This window comes from Massilia sp. NBRC 108631 (assembly GCF_059704565.1).
On record NZ_BAAKJE010000183.1, the window covers coordinates 1 to 24,187 of the forward strand.

Sequence of the window (24,187 nt, forward strand, 5' to 3'; positions counted from 1 at the left end):
GCGACGGCAACTGCTTCTACGACTCGCCGTCCACCATCGAGATCAACCCGGAATCGCAGCGCGACTCGGTCTTCAGTTCGGGCAGCCTGAAGCTGGGCAACACCGGCTTCAAGGGCTTCTTCGACTTCGCCTACACCGAAGCGAAAATCGTCGCCAGCATCGCGCCCTACCCGGCCGACTTCAGCATCACCAAGGGCTCGGCGCTGTACAACAAGTACATCCAGCCTTACCTGACGCCGGAGCAGCAAGCCGGCGCCACCTCGGTGGTGGCCAAGTACCGCCTGTATGAAATGGGCAACCGCACCTACGACTACGGCACCAAGGCCACCCACCTGGTGGCCGGCGTCGATGGCCAGGCGTTCGGCTGGGACATCAACTCGGCGGTGACCTACTCGAAGAACAAGCAGACCCAGAAATACGTGGGCGGCTTCCCGCTGGCCGACAAGTTCCAGGCCGCGCTGGACGCCGGCACCATCGACCCGTTCGGCTACGCCCAGGGCGAGATGCCGGCGACCATGCGCAGCGCCCTGCTGGACACCGGCTTCAGCGGCACCTACAACACGCAGACCGTGGAAATGAAGGGCATCGACGCGCGCGCCTCGCGCGAAGTGTTCAAGCTGGCCGGCGGCGCCGCCCAGCTGGGCGTTGGCGCGGACTTCCGCAACACCGCCTTCCGCATCGACCAGGCCGACGTCGCCAAGCAGGCGCAGATCCTGTTCGACAACGCCCAGGTGGACAGCAACTACGAGCGCAACAACGCCGGCGCCTACGCCGAGCTGGTGATGCCGTTCACCAGGAAACTGGAAGCGACCGCCTCGGTGCGCTACGACCAGATCGGCGCCATCGACAACAACCTGACCGGCAAGGAAGTGGGCAGCAAGGAAAACGCCGCCACCTGGAAAGTGAGCACCAAGTACTCGGCCGCCAAGAACCTGATGCTGCGCGCGGCGGCAGGCACCGGCTTCCGCGCCGCCAGCATGACGGAAATCGCCGGTCCGCTGGAAGACTGGGGCGTCACCGGCGGCAACTACCAGTGCCCGCTGACGGCCGCCACCGGCATGGGCGGCCACCCGCTGGCGTCCTACTGCAACGGCGTGCAGCGCCAGCAGTTCGAAGCCTTCCAGGGCGGCAATCCGGACCTGAAGCCGGAGAAGTCCAGGCAATGGAGCGTGGGCATGGTGTTCGAGCCCGTCGACAGCCTGTCGATGGCAATCGACCTGTGGAACGTGGAAATCCGCGACCAGGTGACCTCGGTTTCCGAAGGCCTGATCTTCGCCAACCCGGCCAAATACGCCGCGCTGTTTACCACCAAGCACATCGGGTCGACGGGCAAGGACGTGCTGGCCATCAAGCTGCTGCCGATTAACATCGGCAAGGTGGAAAACCAGGGCGTCGACTACGACTTCACCCACAAGATGAAGCTGTTCGACGGCCGCCTGACCAGCCGCCTGGCAGGTACCTACCTGATCAAGTCGCGCTACACCACGCCGGGCACCGACGACCAGTGGGAAACCAGCTTGAACCGTTACGGCTCGAACGACAAGGTCAGCTTCCGCCATGTGATCCGCGCCACCACCTCGTTCGAAACCAGCCGCTTTACCCACACGCTGGCAGCGAACTACCGCAACGGCTACACCGACAAGCCGCAAACGGAAGACGATTGCGCCGTCATCGTGGCCGGTGCGCCGGGCCAGTGCTACGGCATCACGCTGGACGTGCCGAGCTACACCACCTTCGACCTGCAGTCGGCCTACCGTCCGCTGAAGCATGTGGAGCTGACCGCGGGCATCATCAACCTGTTCGACCGCAAGCCGCCGTTCACTTTGCGCAACACCGGTTCGCACCAGGTCGGCTACAACCCGTCCTATTCGAGCGCCTTGGGACGCCAGTTCTACGTCAGCGGTACTTACAAGTTTTAAGCGGATCGGCCGTCTTCTGACGGCAAACTCCACCTAACTCCCGACCAAGGGCGATGAGCGATCATCGCCCTTTTTGTTCGCCTGCACAAAACCGCGCGCTTGCCCAGCGTGATTCGTGACACGTTGTAATAAGCTGACACACAATCTTTCATTATTGACATGGGTAACCGGCGGTGGTTACATCTCTGTGCTTGAAGATTAACATTTCTTCAGAGAATTGCCATACGAGGGCCACGCGCCTATCCGGCGCGGACCGGCCCATAACATGTACAACGATGTTCTTTTGGGAGTTTTGGGCAATGATGAAAGAAACGACAATCGCGCGCTCGGTGCGCCTGCTGTGCGCCGCCGGACTGGGCCTGAGCCTGGGCCTGGCCAACCAGGCCGCCTCGGCGCAGGACAGCAGCCAGCCGATGCAGCGCGTGGAAGTGACCGGCTCGTCGATCAAGCGGCTGGTATCGGAAACGGCCAATCCGCTGACGGTGTTCAAGGCCGAAGACTTCGCCAAGCAAGGCTTGACCACGGCCCAGGAAGTGCTGGACCGGATCCCCTCCAACAGTTCCAGCTTCGGCGCCGGCAACGTGGTCGGCGGCAACAGCTCCGGCCTGCCCACCGGCGGCCAGTCCAGCGCCGACCTGCGTGGCCTGGGCAGCGACAAGACGCTGGTGCTGCTGAACGGGCGCCGCATCGCCAACCACCCGTACGACGGCGCCAGCGTCGACCTGAACATCATCCCGGTCAGCGCGCTCGAGCGCGTCGAAGTGCTGCGCGACGGCGCCTCGGCCATCTACGGCACCGACGCCATCGGCGGCGTGATCAACTTCATCACCAAACGCTCGGTGCAAACCACCACCATCACCGCCGAGGCCCTGCTGCCGCGCGCCCCCGGCGCCGACGAAAAGCGCGTCAACATCTCGTCCGGCTTCGGCAACCTGGACCAGGACGGCTACAACGTCTTCGGCGTGTTCGACTACCACAAGCTCGACATCCTGACCTCGCAGCAGCGCGAATTCTCCAAGACCGGCGTGATCCCCGAGCGCGGCCTGAACCTGACTTCCGGCACCACCTTCCCCGGCAACTTCTTCGACCCGGGCTCCAACATCACCGGCAACCCTGGCCGCGCCGGCGGCTGCGACCAGCCCTACTCGCTGCCGATCGGCGGCGGCGGCACCTGCCGCCAGGACTACACGCGCCTGATCGACAACTTGCCGGCCCAGAAGCAGACCGCCTTCTTCGGCAAGGCCACCTTCAAGATCAACAACGACCACCAGGCCACCATCGAATACCTGCACGCCGAGAACGACGTGCTGTCGCACACCGCGCCGCCGCCGCAGACCGGCCTGATCTTGCCGAAAACCAGCAAATATTACCCGGGCAACCCGGGTGGCGGCGTACCGGCCATGGCCGGCCTGTCCGGCCAGCCCCTGTCGGTCAACTGGCGGCCGACCGAGGCGGGCCAGCGCGAAATCAATTCGCTGGGCGCGGCCGACCGCCTCAGCATCGGCGTGGAAGGCGTGCTGCGCGGCTGGGAATACAAAACCGGCTTCACCCTGTCGGAGAGCCGCTCGGAGGAATGGTTCACCGGCGGCTATGTGCGCGACGAATCGTTCGCAGCCGGCGTCACCAACGGCATCCTGAACCCGTTCGGCAAGCAGGACGCGGCAGGCAAGGCCTACCTGGACAGCGTGGCGCTGCGCGGCAAGGTACAGGACGGCAAAACCCGCAATACCGGCATCGACTTCAAAGCCAGCCGCGAGCTGTGGGACCTGGCAGGCGGCAAGGCGGCCGTGGCTTTCGGCGGTGAACTGCGCCGCGAAGAGGCGGACTTCTTCGTGAACCGCGACATCGCCGGCCAGGCCGCCAGCTCCGGCCTGTCCGGTTCGCAGTCGACCTCGGGTTCGCGCACCATCAAGGCGGTGTTCGGCGAATTGAGCTTGCCACTGATCAAGGACCTGGAAGTGCAGCTGGCCACCCGCTTCGACGACTACAGCGACGCCGGCAACACCACCAACCCGAAACTGGGCCTGCGCTACCAGCCCACCAAGGAGGTGCTGCTGCGCGGCTCAGCCTCGACCGGCTTCCGCGCGCCGACGCTGTTCGAGAAGAACGCGCCGCGCTCGAAGAACGACACCAACAACTCCTACAACGATCCTATCCTGTGCCCGGGCGGCGTACCGTCGTCCAACCCGATCACCAACCCGCTGCGCGACTGCGATCTGCAACAGTTCAAGCTGCAGGGCGGCAATCCGGACCTGAGCCCGGAAGAATCGCGCACCTTCGCCGCCGGCATCGTTATCGAACCGATCCCGCAAGCGACCCTGGCGCTGGATTACTGGAACATCAAGCTGAAGGACAAGATCAATGCGCTGCCCGAGGAAGTTATCTACGGCAACTACACCAAGTACAAGGACCGCTTCCTGCGCAATCCGGACGGCTCGCCGTTCGCCATCCTGGACCTGAAGGAAAACCTGGGCAAGGTCAACACCGACGGTATCGACCTGTCGCTGACGCTGCGCTCGGGCGGCACCGCCTACGGCAACTTCACCTTCGCGCTGGATGGGACCTATGTCCACAAGTACGAATACCAGGACGAGCGCGAAGGCCCGTACACCCAGAACGTGGGCCGCTATGCCGCCAACAACCCGGTGTTCCGCTGGAAGCACAACGCGTCGCTGAACTGGCGCATGGGCGTGTGGAGCGCCACGCTGGCGCAATCGTTCAAGAGCGGCTACACCGACCAGAACCTGGACATGGAACCCCAGTTCCGGAACGAAGTGCCGTCCTATAGCCTGTGGAACCTGACCGCCAGCTACAGCGGCATCAAGGGCCTGGTCCTGACGGCCGGCGTGAAAAACCTGCTCGACAAAGACCCGCCGTTCTCCAACCAGGGCACGCTGTTCCAGAAGGGCTACGACCCACGCTACACCGACGCGGTCGGCCGCGCCATCTACCTGCGCGGCAGCTACACCTTCTAACCGCCCAGCCTGTTCCATCTGTTGCATCTGCTCCACCGCCGGCTCACGCCGGCGGTATCGCTTTGTAGCGCAACGTATCGTTTTGTAGCAAAAAGGTGACATTTCTTTGCCTGGTTACATTATTTACTATTCGTCGTAAACAATGAAACACCGGCTTTCCGCTTCTTTACCATTTTTTACATAGTTCCCAATCTTGGCAGCAAGTTCCGCGATTTTTAGCCATATTTGCCGCCAACATCGCTGTTCCGCCGGGATCGCCGTGGACTATCGTACCGTGCGGAAAACTGGAAAATCACCAAAAACCACAAATTTTTCACGTTGACACCACGTTGTCTAGATGATTACATGAGCCACTGGCTAACCTTTGCCATTTATCAATGGCGAGCCGCCTGCATTGTCGAAAAGATAAGAAATCTTTCAACTCGGCCGTAGACGCCGTTTCACTAAGTAGTACATCTTGGGAGTAGTTAAATGATGAAGGAAACTGTTTTGTCCCGTTCGGTACGCCTGATCTGCGCCGGTGGTCTGGTGCTGGGCATGCATGCCGCCCAGGCCCAATCCGCACCGGAAACCATCCAGCGCGTTGAAATCACCGGTTCCTCGCTAAAGCGTGTGGACGCCGAAACCGCCCTGCCAGTGCAGGTAATGACCAAGGCAGAAATCTCCCGCACCGGCGCCACCAGTACGCAAGAACTGCTGACCTCGATCTCGGCCCTGTCCTCGTCCGGTTCGACCCAGAACTCGACCGGCGCCGGCAGCTCCACCTACGGCATGTCCTCGATCTCCCTGCGCGGCCTGGGCGACGAGCGCACCCTGGTACTGGTGAACGGCCGCCGCCTGGCCGCCTTCGCCGGCGGTGGCGGCGCAGCGGTCAACGTCAACGTCATTCCGCTGGCAGCCATCGAGCGCGTCGAAGTGCTGAAAGACGGCGCATCGGGCGTGTACGGTTCGGACGCAGTGGCCGGCGTGGTCAACTTCATCCTCTCCAAATCCTTCAAAGGCGTGGAAGTCACCGCCGGCTACGGTTCGCCTAGCGAAAGCGGCGGCGGCCAGAACACCAAGGCGTCGATCACCGGCGGCCTGGGCGACATGAGCACCGACGGCTTCTCCGTCGTGGTGTCGGCTTCGTACGAAAAAGAAAAACTGCTGAAAGCGGCCGACCGCGCCTACGCGGCCACCGGCAACAACCTGCCTTATTACGCTTCCGGCGCAACCGGCCAGGGCAACATCGAGGGCGGCATCGTACCGGGCACCTATCCGAACGACCGTCTGCCAGGTTTCGGCAATGCGCCAGGCACCGGCTACGGCAACCCGCTGGCCGACCAGGGCAAGTGCGATTCCATCCTGATGTACAAGAACGCGACCAACACCTCGAAGAACACGCCATACTGCGCCTTCGACAGCGCCGCCTTCGTGGGCCTGATTCCTCAGCGCGAACTGAAAAACCTGACCGCCAACGGCGCGTTCAAGATCAACGCCAACCACGAACTGTTCGCCGACGCACTGTACTCCGAGTCCACCGTGACCCAGAGCTTCCAGGGCAGCCCGGTACGCCGCTCCTTCCTGGAAACCGACGGCGAGTTCGCCAAGCAAGGCGTGCACCCAGCGCTGCTGCTGTACCCAAGCAACCCGGTATACCAGTCGATCGCCGTGCCTTACCTGAACAAATACGGCTTCACCAGCCTGATCGGCAAGCCGCTGGCCATCACCAGCCGCGTGTTCGACTTCGGCAACCGCACCAGCGTCGACGAAGCCAAGCAGTCGCGCCTGGTACTGGGTTCGAAAGGCACCGTATGGGGCCAGGACTACGAAGTGGCGTTGGCTACCAACGAGAGCAAGATCCACGGCACCGTGCCGGCCGGCTACTTCTCGCAAGTGGCGTACGCCAAGATCATCAACGATCCTGCCAACAACTGGAACCCATGGGCGCCAGGCGCGGTGCAGACCGGCGCGCTGGCTGACAAGCTGAAAACCGCCCAGTACTCGGGCGACACGCTGACCGGCAAGTCGACCAGCAACACCTTCGACGCCAAGATCGCCGGCGAACTGCCGCAATTCATGGGCCTGACCCCGCAATACGCGGCCGGCATCCAGTCGCGCAAGGACAAGTTCCACACCACCCCTAGCCCTGCGCTGGAAACCGGCGACATCGCCGGCCTGGGCGGCAGCGTACCTCCTGTGAACAAGTCGCGCACCATCAACTCGGTGTTCGCCGAAGGCAACCTGCCGCTGACCAAGACCCTGGACCTGGGCGTCGCCCTGCGCCGCGACGACTACAACGACGTCGGCAGCACCAACAACTACAAAGTGAACGGCCGCTGGCAGCCACTGAAGTCGGTGCTGGTACGCGCGTCGGCAGGTTCGGGCTTCCGCGCCCCTACCCTGAGCGACCTGTGGCAACCACAGACCACCGGCTCGTCGGAGACCTTCAACGATCCGGCAACCGGCCAGTCCCAGCTGCAAGTTAACGCCGTATCCGGCGGCAACCCTAACCTGAAGCCGGAAGAATCGCAGCAGCGTTCGATCGGTATCGTCCTGTCGCCAGCCGACAGCTTCACCTTCGGCGTGGACTGGTTCAAGATCAAGGTATCCGACATCCTGGCCACCCCGTCGGCACAGGAAGTGGTGTCCGGCTTCCGCCGCGGCGACTCGGCTTACGCCAACCTGGTGAAACTGCAGGGCAACGATGTTGACCTGATCTACACCACCCTGGCCAACACCGGCAACGCCACCGTCGAAGGCTTCGACGTGTTCGCCCAGTTCCGCCAGAACACCGCGTTCGGCCGCTTCGACACCACGTTGAACGGTACCTACATGGACAAGTTCGACCAGACCAGCCCGGGCGGCACCCTGTCGCACAAAGTTGGCACCCTGGTAGACAAGAACGGCGACCCGGTACTGGGCGCGCAGGACGGCGGCGTGGTACTGCGCTGGCGTCATGCCCTGAGCGGCACCTGGACCCAGGGCCCTCTGGCCATCTCGCTGACCCAGAACTTCGCTTCCGGCTATGAAACCGGCTTCCGCCAAGGCGACGGCCAGCGCAACTTCATCGGCGCCATGACCACCTACGACACCAACGTGACGTGGAAAGGCTGGAAATCGCTGGTGCTGAGCGCAGGCGTACGCAACCTGTTCGACAAGCAGCCTGGCGTGTTCGTGCCAGTGTCGAACCAGTTCCAGGCCGGCTACGACATCAACCAATACGACCCGCGCGGCCGCTTTGTGTACGTGTCGGCAGGCTACACCTTCAAGTAATCCGTAGCCGCTGAAAAAAACCCCGCCGTAGCGATACGGCGGGGTTTTTTATTGGGCCGGGCGGATCTTGAACCAGATCGAATACATGGCCGGCAGGAACACCAGCGTCAGCACCGTCCCGGCGAAGGTGCCGCCGATCAGCGTGTAGGCCAGCGTTCCCCAGAACACCGAATGGGTCAGCGGGATGAACGCCAGGATGGCCGCCAGGGCGGTCAGGATCACGGGACGGGAGCGCTGCACGGTGGCCTCCACCACCGCCTGGAACGGGTCCAGCCCGGCCTGCTTGTTGTGGTGGATCTGTCCGATCAGGATCAAGGTGTTGCGCATCAGGATGCCGGACAGGGCAATCAGGCCCACCAGTGCATTGATGCCGAACGGCTGCTGGAACAGGATCAGCGTGGGCACCACGCCGATCAGTCCCAGCGGGCTGGTGAGGAACACCATCACCATCGCCGAGATCGAACGCACCTGGAAGATGATGATGAGCAGGGTGACCGCCAGCATGATGGGGAACAGCGGCAGCATGGCGGCGGTCGCCTTGCCCGATTCCTCGATGGAGCCGGCCTGCTCGATGCGGTAGCCGGCCGGCAGCCTATCCATGATGGGCTGCAGCTGCCGCGTGATGGCGCTGGACACGTCCGGCGGCTGCAGGCCGTCGGCGATATCGCCGCGCACGGTGATGGTCGGCATGCGGTCGCGCCGGCGCATGACCGGCTCCTCCGCGCGTACTTCGACCGTCCCCACCTGCGACAGCGGGATGCGCTGCCCGCCGGCACCGGTCAGCGTGAAGTCCGCCAGCCGCGCGGGATCGAGCCGGCTGGCGCCGGCCGAGCGGGCCACCACCTGCACGGTGCGGATGTCTTCGCGCACCGTGGTCAGCGGCACGCCGCTGAGCAGGAACTGCAGCTGCTGCGCCACGGCGCTGGACGTCAGCCCCACCGCTTGCAGGCGCTCCTGCTGCAAAGTGAAGTGCAGCGCCGGCGTGCGCGTGCCCCAGTCGCTGTTGACAGTCCGCATCATCGGGCTGGCCTCCATCAGTTGCTGCACCTCGGCCGCGATGCCGCGCAGCCGGTCCGGATCCGGTCCGGTGACCCGGTAGGCGACCGGGAACGGCGAGTACGGCCCGAACACCAGTTGGGTGACGCGCACCCGCGCCTCGTTGGCGAGGCCGTCGGCAATCGCCTGGCGCAGCCGCATCTTCAAAGCCTCGCGTTGCTCCTGGTTATCCGTGCGGACCACGATCTTGGCAAACGACGGGTCCGGCAGTTCCGGCCCCATGGCCATGTAAAAGCGCGGCGCGCCCTGGCCCACGTAGGCGGTGACGATCTTCGCTTCGGCCTGCCTGGCCAGCCAGGCCTCCACCTTGGCGGCTGCCGCGCTGGTCTGGGCAATCGCGGTGCCGTACGGCATTTGCACCTCGACCAGCACTTCGGGGCGGTCCGAGATGGGGAAGAACTGCTTCTTGACGGCCGCCATGCCCAGCACGGCTGCAACGAACAGGCCGACCACCGCGCCGGCCACCAGCCACTTGCGCGTGATGACGCGCGCGAGCAGCCGGCGGAAGCGGTTGTAGCGCGGCGTGTTGTACAGCGCGTCATGGCCGCCCTCGACCTGCTTGAGCTCGGGCAGCAGCTGCACGCCAAGGTAGGGCGTAAAGACCACGGCCACCACCCAGGATGCGATCAGCGCGATGCCGACGATCCAGAACATATTGCTGGTGTACTCCCCGGCCGTGGAACGGGCGAAGCCGTTCGGCATGAAGCCGACCGCCGTGACCAGCGTGCCCGACAGCATGGGCGCGGCCGTGTGGCTCCAGGCATAGGCCGACGCGGCCAGGCGGCTGTAGCCCTCTTCCATCTTCACCACCATCATTTCAATGGCGATGATGGCATCGTCGACCAGCAGGCCCAGTCCCAGGATCAGCGAGCCCAGCGTGATGCGGTCGAAGTTCTTGCCGGTGGCGGCCATCACCACGAAGACGGCCGCCAGCGTCAGCGGCACGGCCGCCGCCACCACGATGCCCACGCGCCAGCCCATGCTCAGGAAACTCACCAGCATGACCACCAGCAGCGCGACAAAAAACTTGACCATGAATTCGTCGACCGCCGAACTGATATTGACGGCCTGGTCCGTCACCTTGCTCAGGCCCATGCCCAGCGGCATGGCGGCGTTGATGGCGCCCACTTCCCGCTCCAGCGCCCGGCCCAGGTCCAGCCCGTTCCAGCCCTCGCGCATGACAACGCCCAGCAGCAGCGCGGGCTCGCCGCCGTTGCGTATCATAAAAGTGGCCGGGTCTTCATAGCCGCGCCTGACGCTGGCGATGTCCGCCAGCTTCAGGCTGCGGCCCTGCGCCACTACCGGCGTGTCGCGGATCTTCTGCAATTCATCGAACGCGCCGTCCAGGCGGATGAATACCTGCGGCCCCCGGGTTTCCACCGAACCTGCCGGCGTGAGCGCATTCTGGCTGTTGAGCGCGGCGAACACTTCCTGCGGGCTCACGCCCAGCGTGGCCAAGCGCTCGTGCGAGAACTCGACAAAGATGCGCTCGGACTGCTCGCCGACGATGTTGACCTTCTTCACGCCCGGCACGTGCAGCAGCCGCTGGCGCAGCGCCTCCGCGTCGCGCACCAGCGTGCGCTGCGCTTCGCCCCTGGCCTTCAGTGCGTACAGCGCGAAGGTGACGTCGGAATACTCGTCGTTGACCATGGGCCCGATGACGCCGGCCGGCAGCTGGGCGGCCTCGTCGCCCACCTTCTTGCGGGCCTGGTAGAACTGCTCCGGCACTTCGGCCGGCGGCGTGCTGTCCAGCAAGGTCAGGGTGGTGAACGCCAGGCCCGGCCGGGTATAGGTTTCCGCGCGGTCGTACCAGCGCAGCTCCTGCAGGCGCTTCTCGATTTTCTCGGCCACCTGGTCCTGCATTTCCTGCGCAGTGGCGCCGGGCCAGGCGCTGACCACCGTCATCACCTTGACAGTGAAGGCGGGGTCTTCGGCGCGCCCCAGCTTGAAGAAGGACAGCAGTCCGGCCAGGGAAATCAGGCAGATCAGGAACAAGGTGACGGAGCGCTCGCGCACCGCCAGCGCCGACAGGTTGAAGCGGCCTGCGCTCATGGCTGGCCCCCTGCCGCGGCCTCGGCGTGCTGGCCAGCCACCCTCACTAGCGCGCCCTCGCGCAACAGGTGGGCGCCCAGCGCGACGATGCGGTCGCCCTGCCGCAGCTGGCCGGAAACGCGCGCGCCGTCATCGTCCAGGCCCTGCACGGCCACCGCACGCCAGGACACCCTGGCCGGCTGGCCGCCGATCAGCCACACGCCGGGGCCTTTGCCGGCGTCGAACAGGGAACCGATCGGCACCCGCACACCGCCCTGCGCGGCGGGCTGCGCCTGCGGTATCCGTATCGTGACGGTGGCGCCCAGCGCGGCCTCGGCCAGTTCGCCCTCGAGCACGTAGCGTGCCTCGAAGGTGCGGGTTTGCCGGTCGGCCGCGTCCGACAGCTGCCGGAGCCTGGCAGGCACGGTCAGCGCCTCCCGCCCGTACAGCGTGGCCGCGGCCGCCGAGCCCACGGCGGGGCGCAGGGTTTCCGGCAGCTGGATGACGGCCTCGCGGCGCCCCGCGTGGGCCACCCGCGCCACGATCTGCCCGGCGCTGACCACCTGGCCGGGCTCGGCCAGGGTTTCCATCACCACGCCATCGGCGTCCGCCGCCAGTTCAGCGTAGCGGCGCGCGTTGCCTGCCAGCTCGGCCTGGGCTTCGGCCGCGTTGAGCTCGGCCTTGGCGGCGTCGGCCGCCGCCTTGGCCTGGTCGTAGGCCGACACCGAAACCGCGCCGGTGCCGCGCAAGCCCTGGTAGCGCACCAGTTCCTGCGCGGTCTGCTGCGCGCGCGCCCGGGCTGCGGCCACCGCTTCCTGCTGCGCGTGCACGGCCAGCTTCAGGTCGGCCGGGTCGATGCGCAGCAGCACTTGCCCGCGCTTGACGGCCTGGCCGGCGTCGACCAGCCGTTCCAGCACCTTGCCGGGAACACGGAAGCCGAGGTCGCTTTGCACGCGGGCCGCCACCGTGCCGGTGAAGGCGCGCGGCGCCGCCTGGGCGCCTTGGACGGTGGCCGCGCGCACCAGCGGGGCCACGGTGCGCGGGTCGGACGGGGCGGTTTCACCGCAGGCGGCCAAAGCCAGCAACAGGGACAGGGACAGCGGCAGCGGCAGTCCGGGCGGCAACACGCGCGGGACGGCGGGGAAAGCGGAGGGGCGGCGGAGCATGGGAATCCCGTAAATGAGCTAAACAGGGGCTCATTTTGGAACTAGTGACCAAATTTGTCAACAGTCACAAACCAGGGGCGCGAAGCCGGCAGCGACTGTGCAGCGGCGCGTTACGGCGACAAGCTGCGCAACACCAGGCTCGACAGCTGGGCCGGCGCGTCTTCCGTGTAGTCGAAACTGTGCTGCAGCAGCAGCGGATTGAGATAGGGGCGCATCACCAGATAGATGGCGGCGGCGGCCTCGTCGAGCGGCGTCTTGCGCTCGAATTCCTCGCTGTCGCGGCCCTGCCGCAGTATGTCCTGCAGCAAGGCCTGGATGCGTTCCTCGAACGCGCGCACCGCTTCCCAGCGTCCGGTGGCGGCCGACGCGGCGATGTCGTACAGCTTGCGGTCCTCGAAGAACAGGCGCAGGCTGGATTCGACGACGGCCTTGAACATGCGCCGCAGCTTTTCCGGAGGACGGCCGGCGCCGTCCACGGCGGCGCGGACGTCGGCCTCGATCTCGCGCAGGCAATTGGCGCAGATCAGCTCGCCGATCGCCTGCTTGGACTCGAAGAATTTGTAGATGTAGGCCTTGGAGAAACCGATGGCCTTGGCCAGGTCGGAAACGGTGGTCTTTTCATAGCCGTACAGGCGGAAGTGCGCGGTGGCGGCGGCCACGATCTGGCTGCGCACTTCGTGCTCGGCCGGGCCCCGGGGCTGGCCGCTTGCAGTGGGGGTCTTGTTCATGGCCGACAGCTTACCCTGAGAAGCCGCCGCGCACAACGAGTGACCGTTCGATAATCAAGTCACCACCCCCGCTGCCCTGTCAGTCCTCGCTGCGCAGGCGGCGCTGGCGCACGGCGGCCGCCAGGCCTTCCAGCACCTGCACGCTGCTGTCCCAGTCGATGCAGCCGTCGGTGATGGACTGGCCGTAGGTCAGTTCCTTGCCCGGCACCAGGTCCTGGCGCCCGGCCACCAGGTGCGATTCCACCATCACGCCGACGATGCGGGCATCGCCGCCGGCCACCTGGGCGGCGATGTCGGCGCACACCGGGATCTGGTTCTCCGGCTTTTTCGAGCTGTTGGCGTGCGAGGCGTCGATCATCAGGCGCGCCGCCAGGCCTTGCGCGGCGATGGCCTTGCAGGCCTCGTCCACGCTGGCCGCATCGTAGTTCGGCGCCTTGCCGCCGCGCAGGATGATGTGGCAGTCCTCATTGCCGTTGGTTGACACGATGGCCGAGTGGCCGCCCTTGGTCACCGACAGGAAATGGTGCGGCTGCGAGGCGGCCTTGATGGCTTCCACGGCGATCTTGACGTTGCCGTCGGTGCCGTTCTTGAAGCCCACCGGGCAGGACAGGCCGGAGGCCAGCTCGCGGTGCACCTGCGACTCGGTGGTGCGGGCACCGATCGCGCCCCAGCTGATCAGGTCGGCGATGTACTGCGGGCTGATCACGTCCAGGTATTCGGTGCCGGCCGGCAGGCCCAGTTCATTGATGTCGCGCAGCAGTTCGCGCGCCATGCGCAGGCCGTCGTTGATGCGGAAGCTGTTGTCCATGTAGGGGTCGTTGATCATGCCCTTCCAGCCCACCGTGGTGCGCGGCTTCTCGAAGTACACCCGCATCACGATTTCCAGGTCCGCGCCCAGCTTGGCGCGCAGCGGCGCCAGGCGGCGCGCGTATTCCATGGCCGCCTTCGGGTCGTGGATCGAGCACGGGCCGATCACCACCATCAGGCGGTCGTCCTGGCCGTGCAGGATGCGGTGCAGCGCCACGCGCGCGTTGGCGGCGGTGGTGCTGGCAGCCTCGCTGACGGCGTACTCGCGGATCAGGTGGGAGGGCGGGACCAGTTCCTTCATTTCGCGGATGCGCAGGTCGTCGGTGCGTTGCATGGTATCTCCTGAAGTCTAAGGCTGAAAAATCGAGGGCTAAAAAAAAACCGCCATCGCTGGCGGTTTGTCTGGGTCTGCTGGGATCTCGTTTTTGCTGCTACGTGAACCGGCCGCTACTCCACCGCCTTTGGGTTGGAATTGCTAAAGTAAAAGTGGCCGGTAAAGAAAACGCAGAAGTGCATGGAAGAAATCCTAAAAGGTTGCAACGACTATAGCAACAAGTTACAAGTTTTGGCAAGCACTTTGTCAAGCAGGCCCGTCAGCCGTATGCGTGGCGCACGCACCACAATTGGGCACGATCCGCGCCGCACCTTGATCCAGATCAGCATCCCCTCACGCGAAGGAAGCAAGACTGCACAATCCTGCTTACCTAATGGAGTGACATGATGAAGAAACTGATCTTGCCCGGCCTGCTTAGCGTGCTGGGCCAGGCCTATGCGCAGGAAGCCGTCCAGCAGCCCATGCAGCGGGTGGAAATCACCGGCTCCAATATCCGCCGCGCGCAGGCCGAAACCGCCTCGCCGGTGCAAACGCTGAACCGCGCCGACATCGAGAAATCGGGCAAGACCACGGTCGCCGAACTGATGCAGACGCTGGCGGTGGACAACCAGGGCTCGGTGCCGATGACCTTCGGCGGCGGCTTTGCCTCCGGCGCCTCCGGCATTTCGCTGCGCGGCCTGGGCGCCGCCTCCACCCTGGTGCTGATCAACGGCCGCCGCGTGGCGCCCTACGGCCTGGCCGACGACGGCCAGAAGGTGTTTGCCGACCTGAACGTGATCCCGTCCGAAGCCATCGAGCGGGTCGAAATCCTGAAGGACGGCGCCTCGGCCATCTACGGTTCGGACGCCATCGCCGGCGTCGTCAACGTGATCCTGCGGCGCGACTTCCAGGGCACCACGGTGCGCGCCAGCCAGGGCATTTCCGACGAGCATGACGGCCACGACACGCGCGTGGCCATCACGCACGGCGTCGGCAACCTGGACACCGAGCGCTACAACTTCATGGGCAGCCTGGAGTACGGCCGCAAGGGCGCCATCGGCAACAGTGCGCGCGCCGGCCGGCGCTACATCGGCCGCAGCGATTTGCGCGACTACGGCTTCTCGGCCCAGGAAACGCTGGGCGGCACCGGCGCCATCCTGAGCAACAACAACGCTGGCAGCGCCATCAACGGCAACGTGCGCAACCCCGACACGCTCGACTACTACAATCGCGGCAACCCGGCCGGCGCCGGCTTCACGCGCTTCTTCCCCGGCGCCGCCTGCGCCAACTTCACCAGCCACCCGCAGGGCGATCCCGGCGGCGGCTGCCTGATCGACGCCCAGCAGCGCTACAGCGAGATCCAGCCGGAACAGGAAACCGCCAACGCCTTTGCACGCCTGAGCTACCAGATCAGCCCGGCCTGGGTCGCGTACAGCGAGCTGAACTTCTATCACAGCACCTCCACCGCCGCCACCACGCCGTCCACCGTGAGCGCCTCGGTCGGCTACCCCGGCGGCCCGGTCAGCAACGCCGCCGTGCAGCTGGGCGCAGGCCATCCGGACAATCCCTACTTCGGCCGCGCTGCGCGGCTGCGCTACCTGGCCGCCGACGCCGGCCCGCGCGTGAGCCATGTGAAGTCCGACTTCACCCGCTTCGTGGCCGGCGCCAAGGGCAGCTGGCAGCAGTGGGACATCGACGCGGCCTGGCTGTTCTCGCAAAACGAGGTGGGCAACACCCGCACCGGCTACTTGCAGCGCGACGTGGCCTTCGCCCTGCTCGACCCGAGCGCGGCCAATGTGGCTGCCGCGCGCGCCCGCAGTGCCGCCTACGCCGCGCTGCCGGCCGGCAGCTACTGGCGCATCGGCGAGAACGCCGGCCTGAATTCGGCCGCCCTGTACGGCGCGCTCTCGCCCACCATCGCCAACGACGCCGAGACCCGCATCAACCAGGTCGACGTCAAGGCCAGCCGTGAATTCGGCCAGTTGCCGGGCGGCGCCATGGGCGTGGCGCTGGGCGCGGAATACCGGCGCGAGTCGACCGAGCTGGAGCCGACCCAGGGCACCGAGCTCGGCAACATTATCGGCCTGGGCTACTCGGCCTACCGCGGCAAGCGCACCGCCAGCGCCATCTACACCGAACTGCTGGCGCCGCTGCACAAGACGCTGGAGGCATCGGCCGCGCTGCGCTACGACCACTTCTCCGACGTCGGCAATTCCTACACGCCAAAAGCCGGCCTGAAGTGGACGCCGACCCGTGCCTTCGCGCTGCGCGGCACCTTTGCGCGCGGCTTCCGCGCTCCCAGCGCGGCCGAGAACGGCGTGGGCGGCCTGGCCGCATTCTCCACTGCCGAAGATCCGGCGCGCTGCGCGCTGGGCGTGCAGGTGGCGTGCAACCCGGCCTCCATCGCCGTCATCACCTCGCCCAATCCGGCGCTGTCGCCGGAACGCTCGAAGAGCTACAGCGCCGGCGTGGTGTGGGACCCGCTGCCGCGCACCAGCGTGTCGCTGGACTTCTGGCAGATCAAGCGCAAGAACGAGATCAACCAGGAGCAGACCGACGCGGCCATCGCGGCCGGCCACATCGCGCGCGACCCGTCCACCGCCACCGTGCCGGGCGACCCCGGCGCCATCACGGCGGTGCTGGCGCGCTACGTCAACTCCAGCAACACCAAGGTGCGCGGCGCCGACCTGGACCTGCGCAAGAGCTTCAGCCTGGGCAACTGGGGCACGCTGGCGGCCGACGCCAAGTGGACCCACCTGTTCAAATGGCTGCGCACCGAAACCGACGGCTCGCAGCGCGACTTCGCCGGCACGCACGGCAATTGCGACGTGACCAACTGCATCGGCACGCCGGACGACCGGGTCAACCTGAGCGCCACCTGGGAACGCGAAGCCTGGCGCGTGACCGCCACGGCCAACCACCGGGGCAAGATGGACAACACGCTGTTCAAGGACGATCCGGACGGCTGCGCCACCCACTTTGCCAATGGCAACGACGCGCCGAACGGCTGCAAGCTCGCTTCGTTTACCACGGTGGACCTGACGGCGCGCTGGAAGGTGAGTCCGAAGATGGAGGTGACGGCGTCGATCCAGAACCTGTTCGACAAGATCCCGCCGCTCGATCCGCTGACCTATGGCGCGGTGTCGTACAACCCGCTGGACTACAGCGGCGCGCTGGGGCGCTACTTCAACGTCGGCATGCGCTACCAGTTCTAAGAAAAAAAACCGGGCCAGGCCCGGTTTTTGGTTTTATGCGGTGCCGCCGACGGTCACGCCGTCCAGGCGCAAGGTCGGCTGGCCGACGCCGACCGGCACGCTCTGGCCTTCCTTGCCGCACACGCCCACGCCCGAATCGAGTTTCATGTCATTGCCTATCATGGACACCCGGTTCAGCACGTCCGGGCCGTTGCCGATCAGGGTGGCGCCCTTGACCGGGTAGGTGATCTTGCCGTCCTCGATCATGTAGGCCTCGCTGGCCGAGAACACGAACTTGCCGTTGGTGATGTCGACCTGGCCGCCGCCGAAATTGACCGCGTACAGGCCGTTCTTCACCGACGCCAGGATCTCGCCCGGGTCCTTGTCGCCGCCCAGCATATAGGTGTTGGTCATGCGCGGCATCGGCAGGTGGGCGAACGATTCGCGGCGCGCGTTGCCGGTCACCGACATTTTCATCAGGCGCGCGTTCATGGTGTCCTGGATGTAGCCTTTCAGGATGCCGTCCTCGATCAGCGTGGTGCACTGGGTCGGATTGCCCTCGTCGTCGATATTGAGCGAGCCGCGGCGGTCCTGCAAGGTGCCGTCGTCGACCACCGTGACGCCCTTGGCCGCCACCCGTTCGCCGATGCGGCCGGAGAAAGTGGACGAACCCTTGCGGTTGAAATCGCCTTCCAGGCCATGGCCGATGGCTTCGTGCAGCAGGATGCCGGGCCAGCCCGGCCCCAGCACCACGGTCATCGGCCCGGCCGGCGCGGGACGCGCGTCCAGGTTGACGATGGCCGATTTCACCGCCTCCTCCGCGTACTGCTCGAGCAGTTCGTCGCTGAAGTAGCCGTAGTCGTAGCGGCCGCCGCCGCCGGACGAGCCCATCTCGCGGCGCCCGTCCTGCTCGGCGATCACGGTCAGCGACACGCGCACCAGCGGGCGGATGTCGGCCGCCAGCACGCCGTCGCTGCGCGCCACCAGCACCACGTCGTATTCACCGGCCAGGCCGGCCATCACCTGCACCACGCGCGGGTCCTTGGCGCGCGCCATTTTCTCCAGGCGCTCGAGCAGCTTGACCTTGGCGGTCGCGTCCAGCGACGCCAGCGGGTCGTGCGGCAGATACAGCGAACGGCCGCCCACCTGGGTCATGCCGCCGGCCACCTTGATCTTGCCGGCGCCGGAGCGGCCGATGGTGCGGGTTGCCGCCGCCGCTTCCATCAGCGCGCGCTCGGAAATGTCGTCCGAGTAGGCAAAAGCGGTCTTGTCGCCGGAGATGGCGCGCACGCCCACGCCCTGGTCGATCGAGAAACTGCCGGTCTTGACGATGCCTTCTTCCAGGCTCCAGCCTTCGTTCTTGGTGAACTGGAAATACAGGTCGGCGTAATCGACCTTGTGGGTGAACATGCTGCCCAGGGTTTTCAGCAGCTTGCCTTCGTCCAGGCCGAACGGCGTCAGCAGCAGATCGCGCGCGACGGCCAGGGTGGACAGATTGGGTTCGAATGGAGTCATGATGGTGCCTTGTATGTGATGCTGCATTGTACTTTGAACCGCAGGCGCATGCTGGGCTCTGTCCCGCCGGGACAGACCCGTGGCTTACATGGTGCGGTGCTTCAGCGCCGGCAAGCTCTCGCGCACGCTGTCCATGAACAGCGGATCGACCTCGCCGTGCACCACGCCCTCGCCTTCGGCCTGCACCGCCTTGACGGCGCCCCAGGGGTCGATCAGCATGCTGTGGCCCCAGGTGCGGCGGCCGTTCTGGTGGGTGCCGCCCTGCGCGGCCGCCAGCACGTAGCACTGGTTTTCGATCGCGCGCGCGCGCAGCAGGATTTCCCAGTGCGCCTGGCCGGTGGTGTAGGTGAACGCCGCCGGCACCACGATCAGCGACACCGGCCCCATGGCGCGGAACAGTTCCGGGAAGCGCAGGTCGTAGCAGACCGACATGCCGACCTTGCCCACCGGCGTGTCCACCGTGCCGACGTTGCGGCCCGGCACGATGGTGCGCGCCTCGTCGTAGGATTCGGTGCCCTTGGTAAAGCCGAACAGGTGGATCTTGTCATAGCGCGCCACGTGGCGGCCCTGGTCGTCGTACACCAGCGTGGTGTTGACCACCCGCGACGGATCGTCCGAGGCCAGCGGCAGGGTGCCGCCCAGCAGCCAGATGCTGTGCTGGCGCGCCATTTCGCTCATGAACTCCTGGATCGGCCCCTGGCCCAGCGGCTCGGCCACGGCCACCTTGTCGCTGTCGCTCAAGCCCATGATGGCCCAGTACTCGGGCAGCAGCACCAGCTTGGCGCCGGTGTCGGCCGCCTGCGCGATCAGGCGCCGCGCGGTGGCCAGGTTTTCGCCCACGGAAGGCGAGGAGATCATCTGTATCGCTGCGACGGTGTTCATGGGCATGTCCTTATCGATGTTCTTATGGTTTGGCCTTGGTGGCGTTCTTGGCCGCTTGCTTGGCCGACTCTTGCCTTGCCGCTTCCAGCCGGGCCGCTTCCAGCCTGCCGGTATCCAGCTTGGTGATCACGGGCGCTTTCCACGGGCCCGTCACTTGCATCTCGTAGGTCAGCGCGCGCATCATCGGCTGCGCCAGGAACAGCTGCGCCAGATAGCTGCCCAGGCCGATCACCGGGTTGACCGCCAGCGCGTACACCAGCGGCGCCGTGCCGAGATTGACCTCCGGCATCACCACCACGCGCAGATTGGTCGATTCGTTGGCGATATCGACCGTGCCGTCCATCAGTACAGTAGCGGCCACGCCGTGCATTTTCAAGTTGTCGGTCTTGACGATGCCGCGCGTGATGGCGGCGTTGGCGCTGATGCCGTCGAACGCCAGGCCTTCCGAGAACACGTCGTGGAAGTCCAGCTTGAGCATGCGCGGCAGCGCCTGCAGGCTGAGCACGCCCAGCAGCTTGGCCGCGCCCGGATCCTGCTTGAGGAACTGGCCCTTTTCCACATTCATGCTGATCTGGCCCGACAGGCTGGGGATGTCCAGCGAATACGGCAAGCCCTTCCAGGAAATGTCGCCGCTGAGCTTGCCCTTGCCGTTGCGCAAGGTGTCGGCGAAACCGAAACGGTCCAGCAGCTTGCCGGCGTTGGCGATCTCCAGTTCGAAGTTCAGGCTGGTTTGCGGCTGGCCATCCTTGACCACCCAGCGCCCGGTGCCGTTCAGCTCGCCGTCCGCGTTGGCCAGCGACAGCTTCGACACGCGCCACTCGCGCGTGGCGGTAATCAGCGCGTTGTGCGCCTGCAGCTCGAGCCGGCCCAGCGGCTTGTTGAACAGCTCGAAGCGCTCGGCCACCACGTCCAGCGCGGGGATGGTCGGATGGGTCGCCTTATTCTCCAGCAAGTCCTTGACCTCGTTGGCCTGCGACTCGGGAATGATGAGCGAGGACAGGCGCGCCGTTACCTTGCCCACGCCCTGCCCGGTGGGCGACTCGTTCCAGGTAAGGTAGCCGTTCACGTGGCGCGAATCGATATTGGCCTGCCACACATTCTTCTGGTGGCTGACGCCCACCACCACATTGTCCAGCTTGCGTTCACCAATGATGAGTTCGCCCGCCCGCGCGGCCAGGGTGTCGGCCACCACATACTGCGCCACGTCGGCGCCGCCGGTGGCCGAGGCGGCCGGGGGCGCGCCATCCTTGCCGGCGATGGCTTCGCCCAGCGCCAGCCACTGGTCCACATTCAGCGATTTCACATGCGCCTGCAACATCATGCCGCTGTCCGGTTCCGGCGCCGGCACGTTTACGCCTATGCCCCCGCGCACCAGTTGCCACGCTTCCTTGCCCTGGCGCTGGCGCTGGTAGGCGGCGGACATGCCGGCGCCAAGGGCCACGCGGATCTCGTCGCGCATCAGCCCGGCCTCGTTGGCGCCGCTGCCGTTGAGCACAAAATGCAGCGGCAGCGTGTCGGCGGCGCCCTTGGCCAGCGGGGCCGGGAAATCCAGGCCCAGGCCGGCCAGGCTGGAGTCGACCGTGACCGAATAATGGTGGTCGCGCGCCACCACCAGGCCGCTGTAGCGGGTGCCGCCGCTGAAGTGGCTGGCCACGCGCTGCATCTGCGGCGACGGCCAGGTCTTGCGCAGGCCGTCGGCCGTGACGGTGCCCGCCAGGCGCACCTGGATGCTGCCGTCGCGCTGGCTGCCGCCGGTGATGGACACCGGGCCGCCGATGAAGCTGCCCGCCAGGTTGTTCAGGTTCACGCCTTTTTCGTTGAACTCGATCTTGCCGGTCGAGCCGGTGACCACCGGCATGTCGTGCCACAGCACGATGTCGTTATTGGCCAGTTGCAGCGAGCCCTGCACTTTCGAGTCGTGCATATGGTTCAGCGGCAGCTGCAGCTTGAGCGCCAGCCGGGCGCCGCCGCTCGCTTGCGTCTCGTCGGTGAAGTGGCCGATCCATTCCAGTACCGGGCTGGCCGCCACATAGCGCAGGAATTCCTGCATCGGCCCGGCCGCGTTGCCGTCGATCTCCAGCAGCCCGTCGTGCGAGGACAGGTCGGCGATCACGGCTTTCACGCCGCTCAGCGCCACGCCGCCAGTGGTGGCCGTGTCGCCCCGGATTTCCATGCGCGTGCGGTCGAACACGAAGCCGCCCTTGATCTTCTCGGCCTGCGGCCACAGCGGCGACTTGCCGTCCTTGGCGTACACGCCGGGGTCGTAGTTGAGCTTGCCGTTTGTCAGGCGGCCGGCCACGCGGAACTCGCCCTTGGCGCGCTCGGCGGCGGTGGCCACCGGACCGGCGCTCTTGAACGGGAAGTGCGCCAGGTCGCCGCGCAGGCGCAGCGTGACATCGTCGGCCATGCCGTCCTCCAGCGCGCCGGTCAGCCAGTGGTGCAGGTGCGCCGGGGTTTGCAGCGGCAGGTAGCGGCCGATCTTCTTCACGTCGAAGCCGTTCAGCTTGCCGGTGAAGTCGGCCACGCCGGGGCTCTTGCCGTCCAGCGGCAGCACGTGGCTGCCGGACAGCGAGCCGCTCAGGCCGTCCTGCGAGAATTCCAGGCTGTGCAGGTCGATTTTCAACTGTTCATCGCCTTCGAACGACCAGCTCATCCGGCCGCGCAGCTTGTCGAACGGCATGGCCGCCTCGGCGAAGTGGTCCGGCATCTGCAGCACCAGCCGGTCCGCGTCCAGGGTGAAATTGCCGCCCTTCTCGCTGGCCTCCAGCGTGCCGCTCAGGTGCTCGAAGCCCGGCAGCGCCGGCATGCCGCGCACGGCCGGGACCTTGCCGTTCTTGGGCTGCGGCAGGCGCGCCGGGCGCGGGCGCAAGCCCAGGCCGTCCAGCTGCGCCTTGACATGGTAGGACAGCAGCGCCGGATAGCTGCCGTACCAGGAGGCCGCCACGCCGCGCAGGCGGCCGCTGGGCGCGATGTCCTCCAGCTTGGCGCGCTGGCCTTCGGTGAGCGGCAGGCGCCCGGCCAGCGCGGCCAGCGTTTCCAGGTCCAGCACGCTGGCGTTCAGCTCCATGCGCGCCGGCGCCTTGGCGGTGGCCGCCACGTAGCGCTCGGACAAGTCGGTGGGCGGCATGTCCAGGCCGTCGCGGGTGCGCAGCGAGAAGTTGTTCAGGGTCACGCTGTGGCCCAGCACGCCGAATGCGGGCTGGCCGCTTTGCAGGCTGGCCGGGATTTCCTCGCGCGCCGAAACCCGGCCGCGCACTTCCACCAGGTCCAGCGGCTCCAGGTCCTTGCCCAGCTGGGCCGTCACGTCGGCCAGGCTGACGTCGGCCGTGAAGCCGGCCAGCTTGGCGTGGTCCAGCTTGATCCACGCGCGCACCGAGCCCATGCCGGAACGCAGGTCGAAGGGATAGTCGAGATGTTGCTTCCAGGCGGCCAGGTCGGCCTGGCGCACGTCCGCGTACAGCTCGCCCTGCCACAGGCGCACGTCCGACTTGCGGCCGGCGAAGGCCGGGTGGACGAAGTCGGCGCGCACGTCCAGCGGACCGCCCAGCTCGGCGGGAGGGGTGGCCGTCATGCCGAACTGGTGGCGGCGCCACTTGTTGCGCAGCACCAGGCGCATGTCGGCCAGGCTCACCTGCGGCGTGCCGCGCAGTTTGTCGGTCCAGTCCAGCTGGCCTTCGCGGATGACGATTTCGCGCTGCGCCAGCAGCCAGTCGGCACCCTTGCCGTCGCCCTTCTGGTTCAGGTCGATATACACGCCGGCCGCGTACAGCTTGCCGTCCGGCTCGCGCCGCACGTCCAGCTTGGGGCGGATCAGCTCCAGCGATTCGAAACGCACGTCGGCCGCCGCCACGCTCCACCACGACAGCGTGGCCGAGACGCTGGGCAGGGCCAGCACTGCGCGGCCCTGCTGGTCGCGCAGCACCACGTCGCCCAGGAACAGGCTGGGACTGAGGCCGGACCAGGAAGCATAGATGCGGGCGATGGTGACCGGATTGCCGACCGCGCGGCTGGCCAGGCGCTCGATGTCGCCCTTGTAGTGGTCGATATTGGGCAGCACCAGGTAGCGCAGCGCCAGCAGCAGGATGGCGAAGGCAAAATACAGCAGCAGCACCAGCTTGAGCGCGAAGCCCAGCACATGGTGGGTGGCGAGGTTGCAGACGCGATAGGCGGAACGCAGCCGCTGCCAGCGCACGGCCAAAGGCACGCTGCCTGTCACGGTCTCCTCCGGCGGTTTTTGCATCAATAAGCTAATAATTCAGGCCCGGCGTCAAAATAAATCGCTAAAATCGTTTCCAGCCCTAAAGGAGCCTGCACCTTCATTTTACCGCATAGGCTGGCGCTGCCTC

At 66.1% G+C, this 24,187-nt stretch carries 11 protein-coding genes; 4 read left to right on the forward strand and 7 right to left on the reverse strand.

Going from position 1 to position 24,187, the window contains the following annotated elements; all coding sequences use genetic code 11:
• The 3 genes from AC6H42_RS20260 to AC6H42_RS20270 all read left to right on the forward strand — a co-directional run.
• Window positions 1–1,919, forward strand: a 1,919-nt coding sequence (locus AC6H42_RS20260) for a TonB-dependent receptor domain-containing protein (RefSeq protein WP_497548807.1), incomplete at its 5' end; no start/stop codon positions are given.
• 299 nt (window positions 1,920–2,218) lie between these two features.
• Window positions 2,219–4,894: a TonB-dependent receptor gene (locus tag AC6H42_RS20265; RefSeq protein ID WP_057153514.1), complete on the forward strand. Its 2,676-nt coding sequence runs from the start codon at window positions 2,219–2,221 to the stop codon at window positions 4,892–4,894.
• 471 nt (window positions 4,895–5,365) lie between these two features.
• The gene (locus tag AC6H42_RS20270) at window positions 5,366–8,149 is read left to right on the forward strand and encodes a TonB-dependent receptor domain-containing protein (RefSeq protein WP_057153513.1); all 2,784 of its coding nucleotides are present in this window, start codon (window positions 5,366–5,368) and stop codon (window positions 8,147–8,149) included.
• A gap of 48 nt (window positions 8,150–8,197) precedes the next feature.
• Here the strand turns inward: AC6H42_RS20270 and AC6H42_RS20275 are convergent, their stop codons facing one another.
• From AC6H42_RS20275 to aroG, 4 genes are all read right to left on the reverse strand, one after another.
• Window positions 8,198–11,257 carry an efflux RND transporter permease subunit gene (locus AC6H42_RS20275; RefSeq protein ID WP_497548808.1) on the reverse strand — a complete coding sequence of 1,020 codons (3,060 nt, stop codon included), beginning with the start codon at window positions 11,255–11,257 and terminating at the stop codon, window positions 8,198–8,200.
• Window positions 11,254–12,402, reverse strand: a complete 1,149-nt coding sequence (locus AC6H42_RS20280) for an efflux RND transporter periplasmic adaptor subunit (RefSeq protein WP_082551532.1) — start codon at window positions 12,400–12,402, stop codon at window positions 11,254–11,256. The genes AC6H42_RS20275 and AC6H42_RS20280 overlap by 4 nt, the downstream gene beginning before the upstream one ends.
• 110 nt (window positions 12,403–12,512) lie before the next feature.
• Complete coding sequence (locus AC6H42_RS20285; protein WP_057153511.1) at window positions 12,513–13,130, reverse strand: TetR/AcrR family transcriptional regulator; 618 nt, start codon at window positions 13,128–13,130, stop codon at window positions 12,513–12,515.
• Between the two features lie 79 nt (window positions 13,131–13,209).
• Window positions 13,210–14,271 carry a 3-deoxy-7-phosphoheptulonate synthase AroG gene (aroG, locus tag AC6H42_RS20290; protein ID WP_057153510.1) on the reverse strand — a complete coding sequence of 354 codons (1,062 nt, stop codon included), beginning with the start codon at window positions 14,269–14,271 and terminating at the stop codon, window positions 13,210–13,212.
• Between the two features lie 383 nt (window positions 14,272–14,654).
• Between aroG and AC6H42_RS20295 the strand changes: the two genes are divergently transcribed.
• On the forward strand, window positions 14,655–17,465 hold the full coding sequence (locus AC6H42_RS20295; protein ID WP_057153509.1) for a TonB-dependent receptor: 2,811 nt from the start codon (window positions 14,655–14,657) through the stop codon (window positions 17,463–17,465).
• A 33-nt stretch (window positions 17,466–17,498) separates the two neighbouring features.
• On the opposite strand, the gene tldD is transcribed toward AC6H42_RS20295, so the two are convergent.
• The 3 genes from tldD to AC6H42_RS20310 form a co-directional block, all read right to left on the reverse strand.
• The gene (gene tldD, locus AC6H42_RS20300; protein ID WP_497548809.1) at window positions 17,499–18,959 is read right to left on the reverse strand and encodes a metalloprotease TldD; all 1,461 of its coding nucleotides are present in this window, start codon (window positions 18,957–18,959) and stop codon (window positions 17,499–17,501) included.
• An 84-nt stretch (window positions 18,960–19,043) separates the two neighbouring features.
• The gene (locus AC6H42_RS20305) at window positions 19,044–19,841 is read right to left on the reverse strand and encodes a carbon-nitrogen hydrolase family protein (RefSeq protein ID WP_200953907.1); all 798 of its coding nucleotides are present in this window, start codon (window positions 19,839–19,841) and stop codon (window positions 19,044–19,046) included.
• Between the two features lie 22 nt (window positions 19,842–19,863).
• Window positions 19,864–24,081 carry a YhdP family protein gene (locus AC6H42_RS20310; protein ID WP_497548810.1) on the reverse strand — a complete coding sequence of 1,406 codons (4,218 nt, stop codon included), beginning with the start codon at window positions 24,079–24,081 and terminating at the stop codon, window positions 19,864–19,866.
• Window positions 24,082–24,187 lie beyond the last annotated feature (106 nt).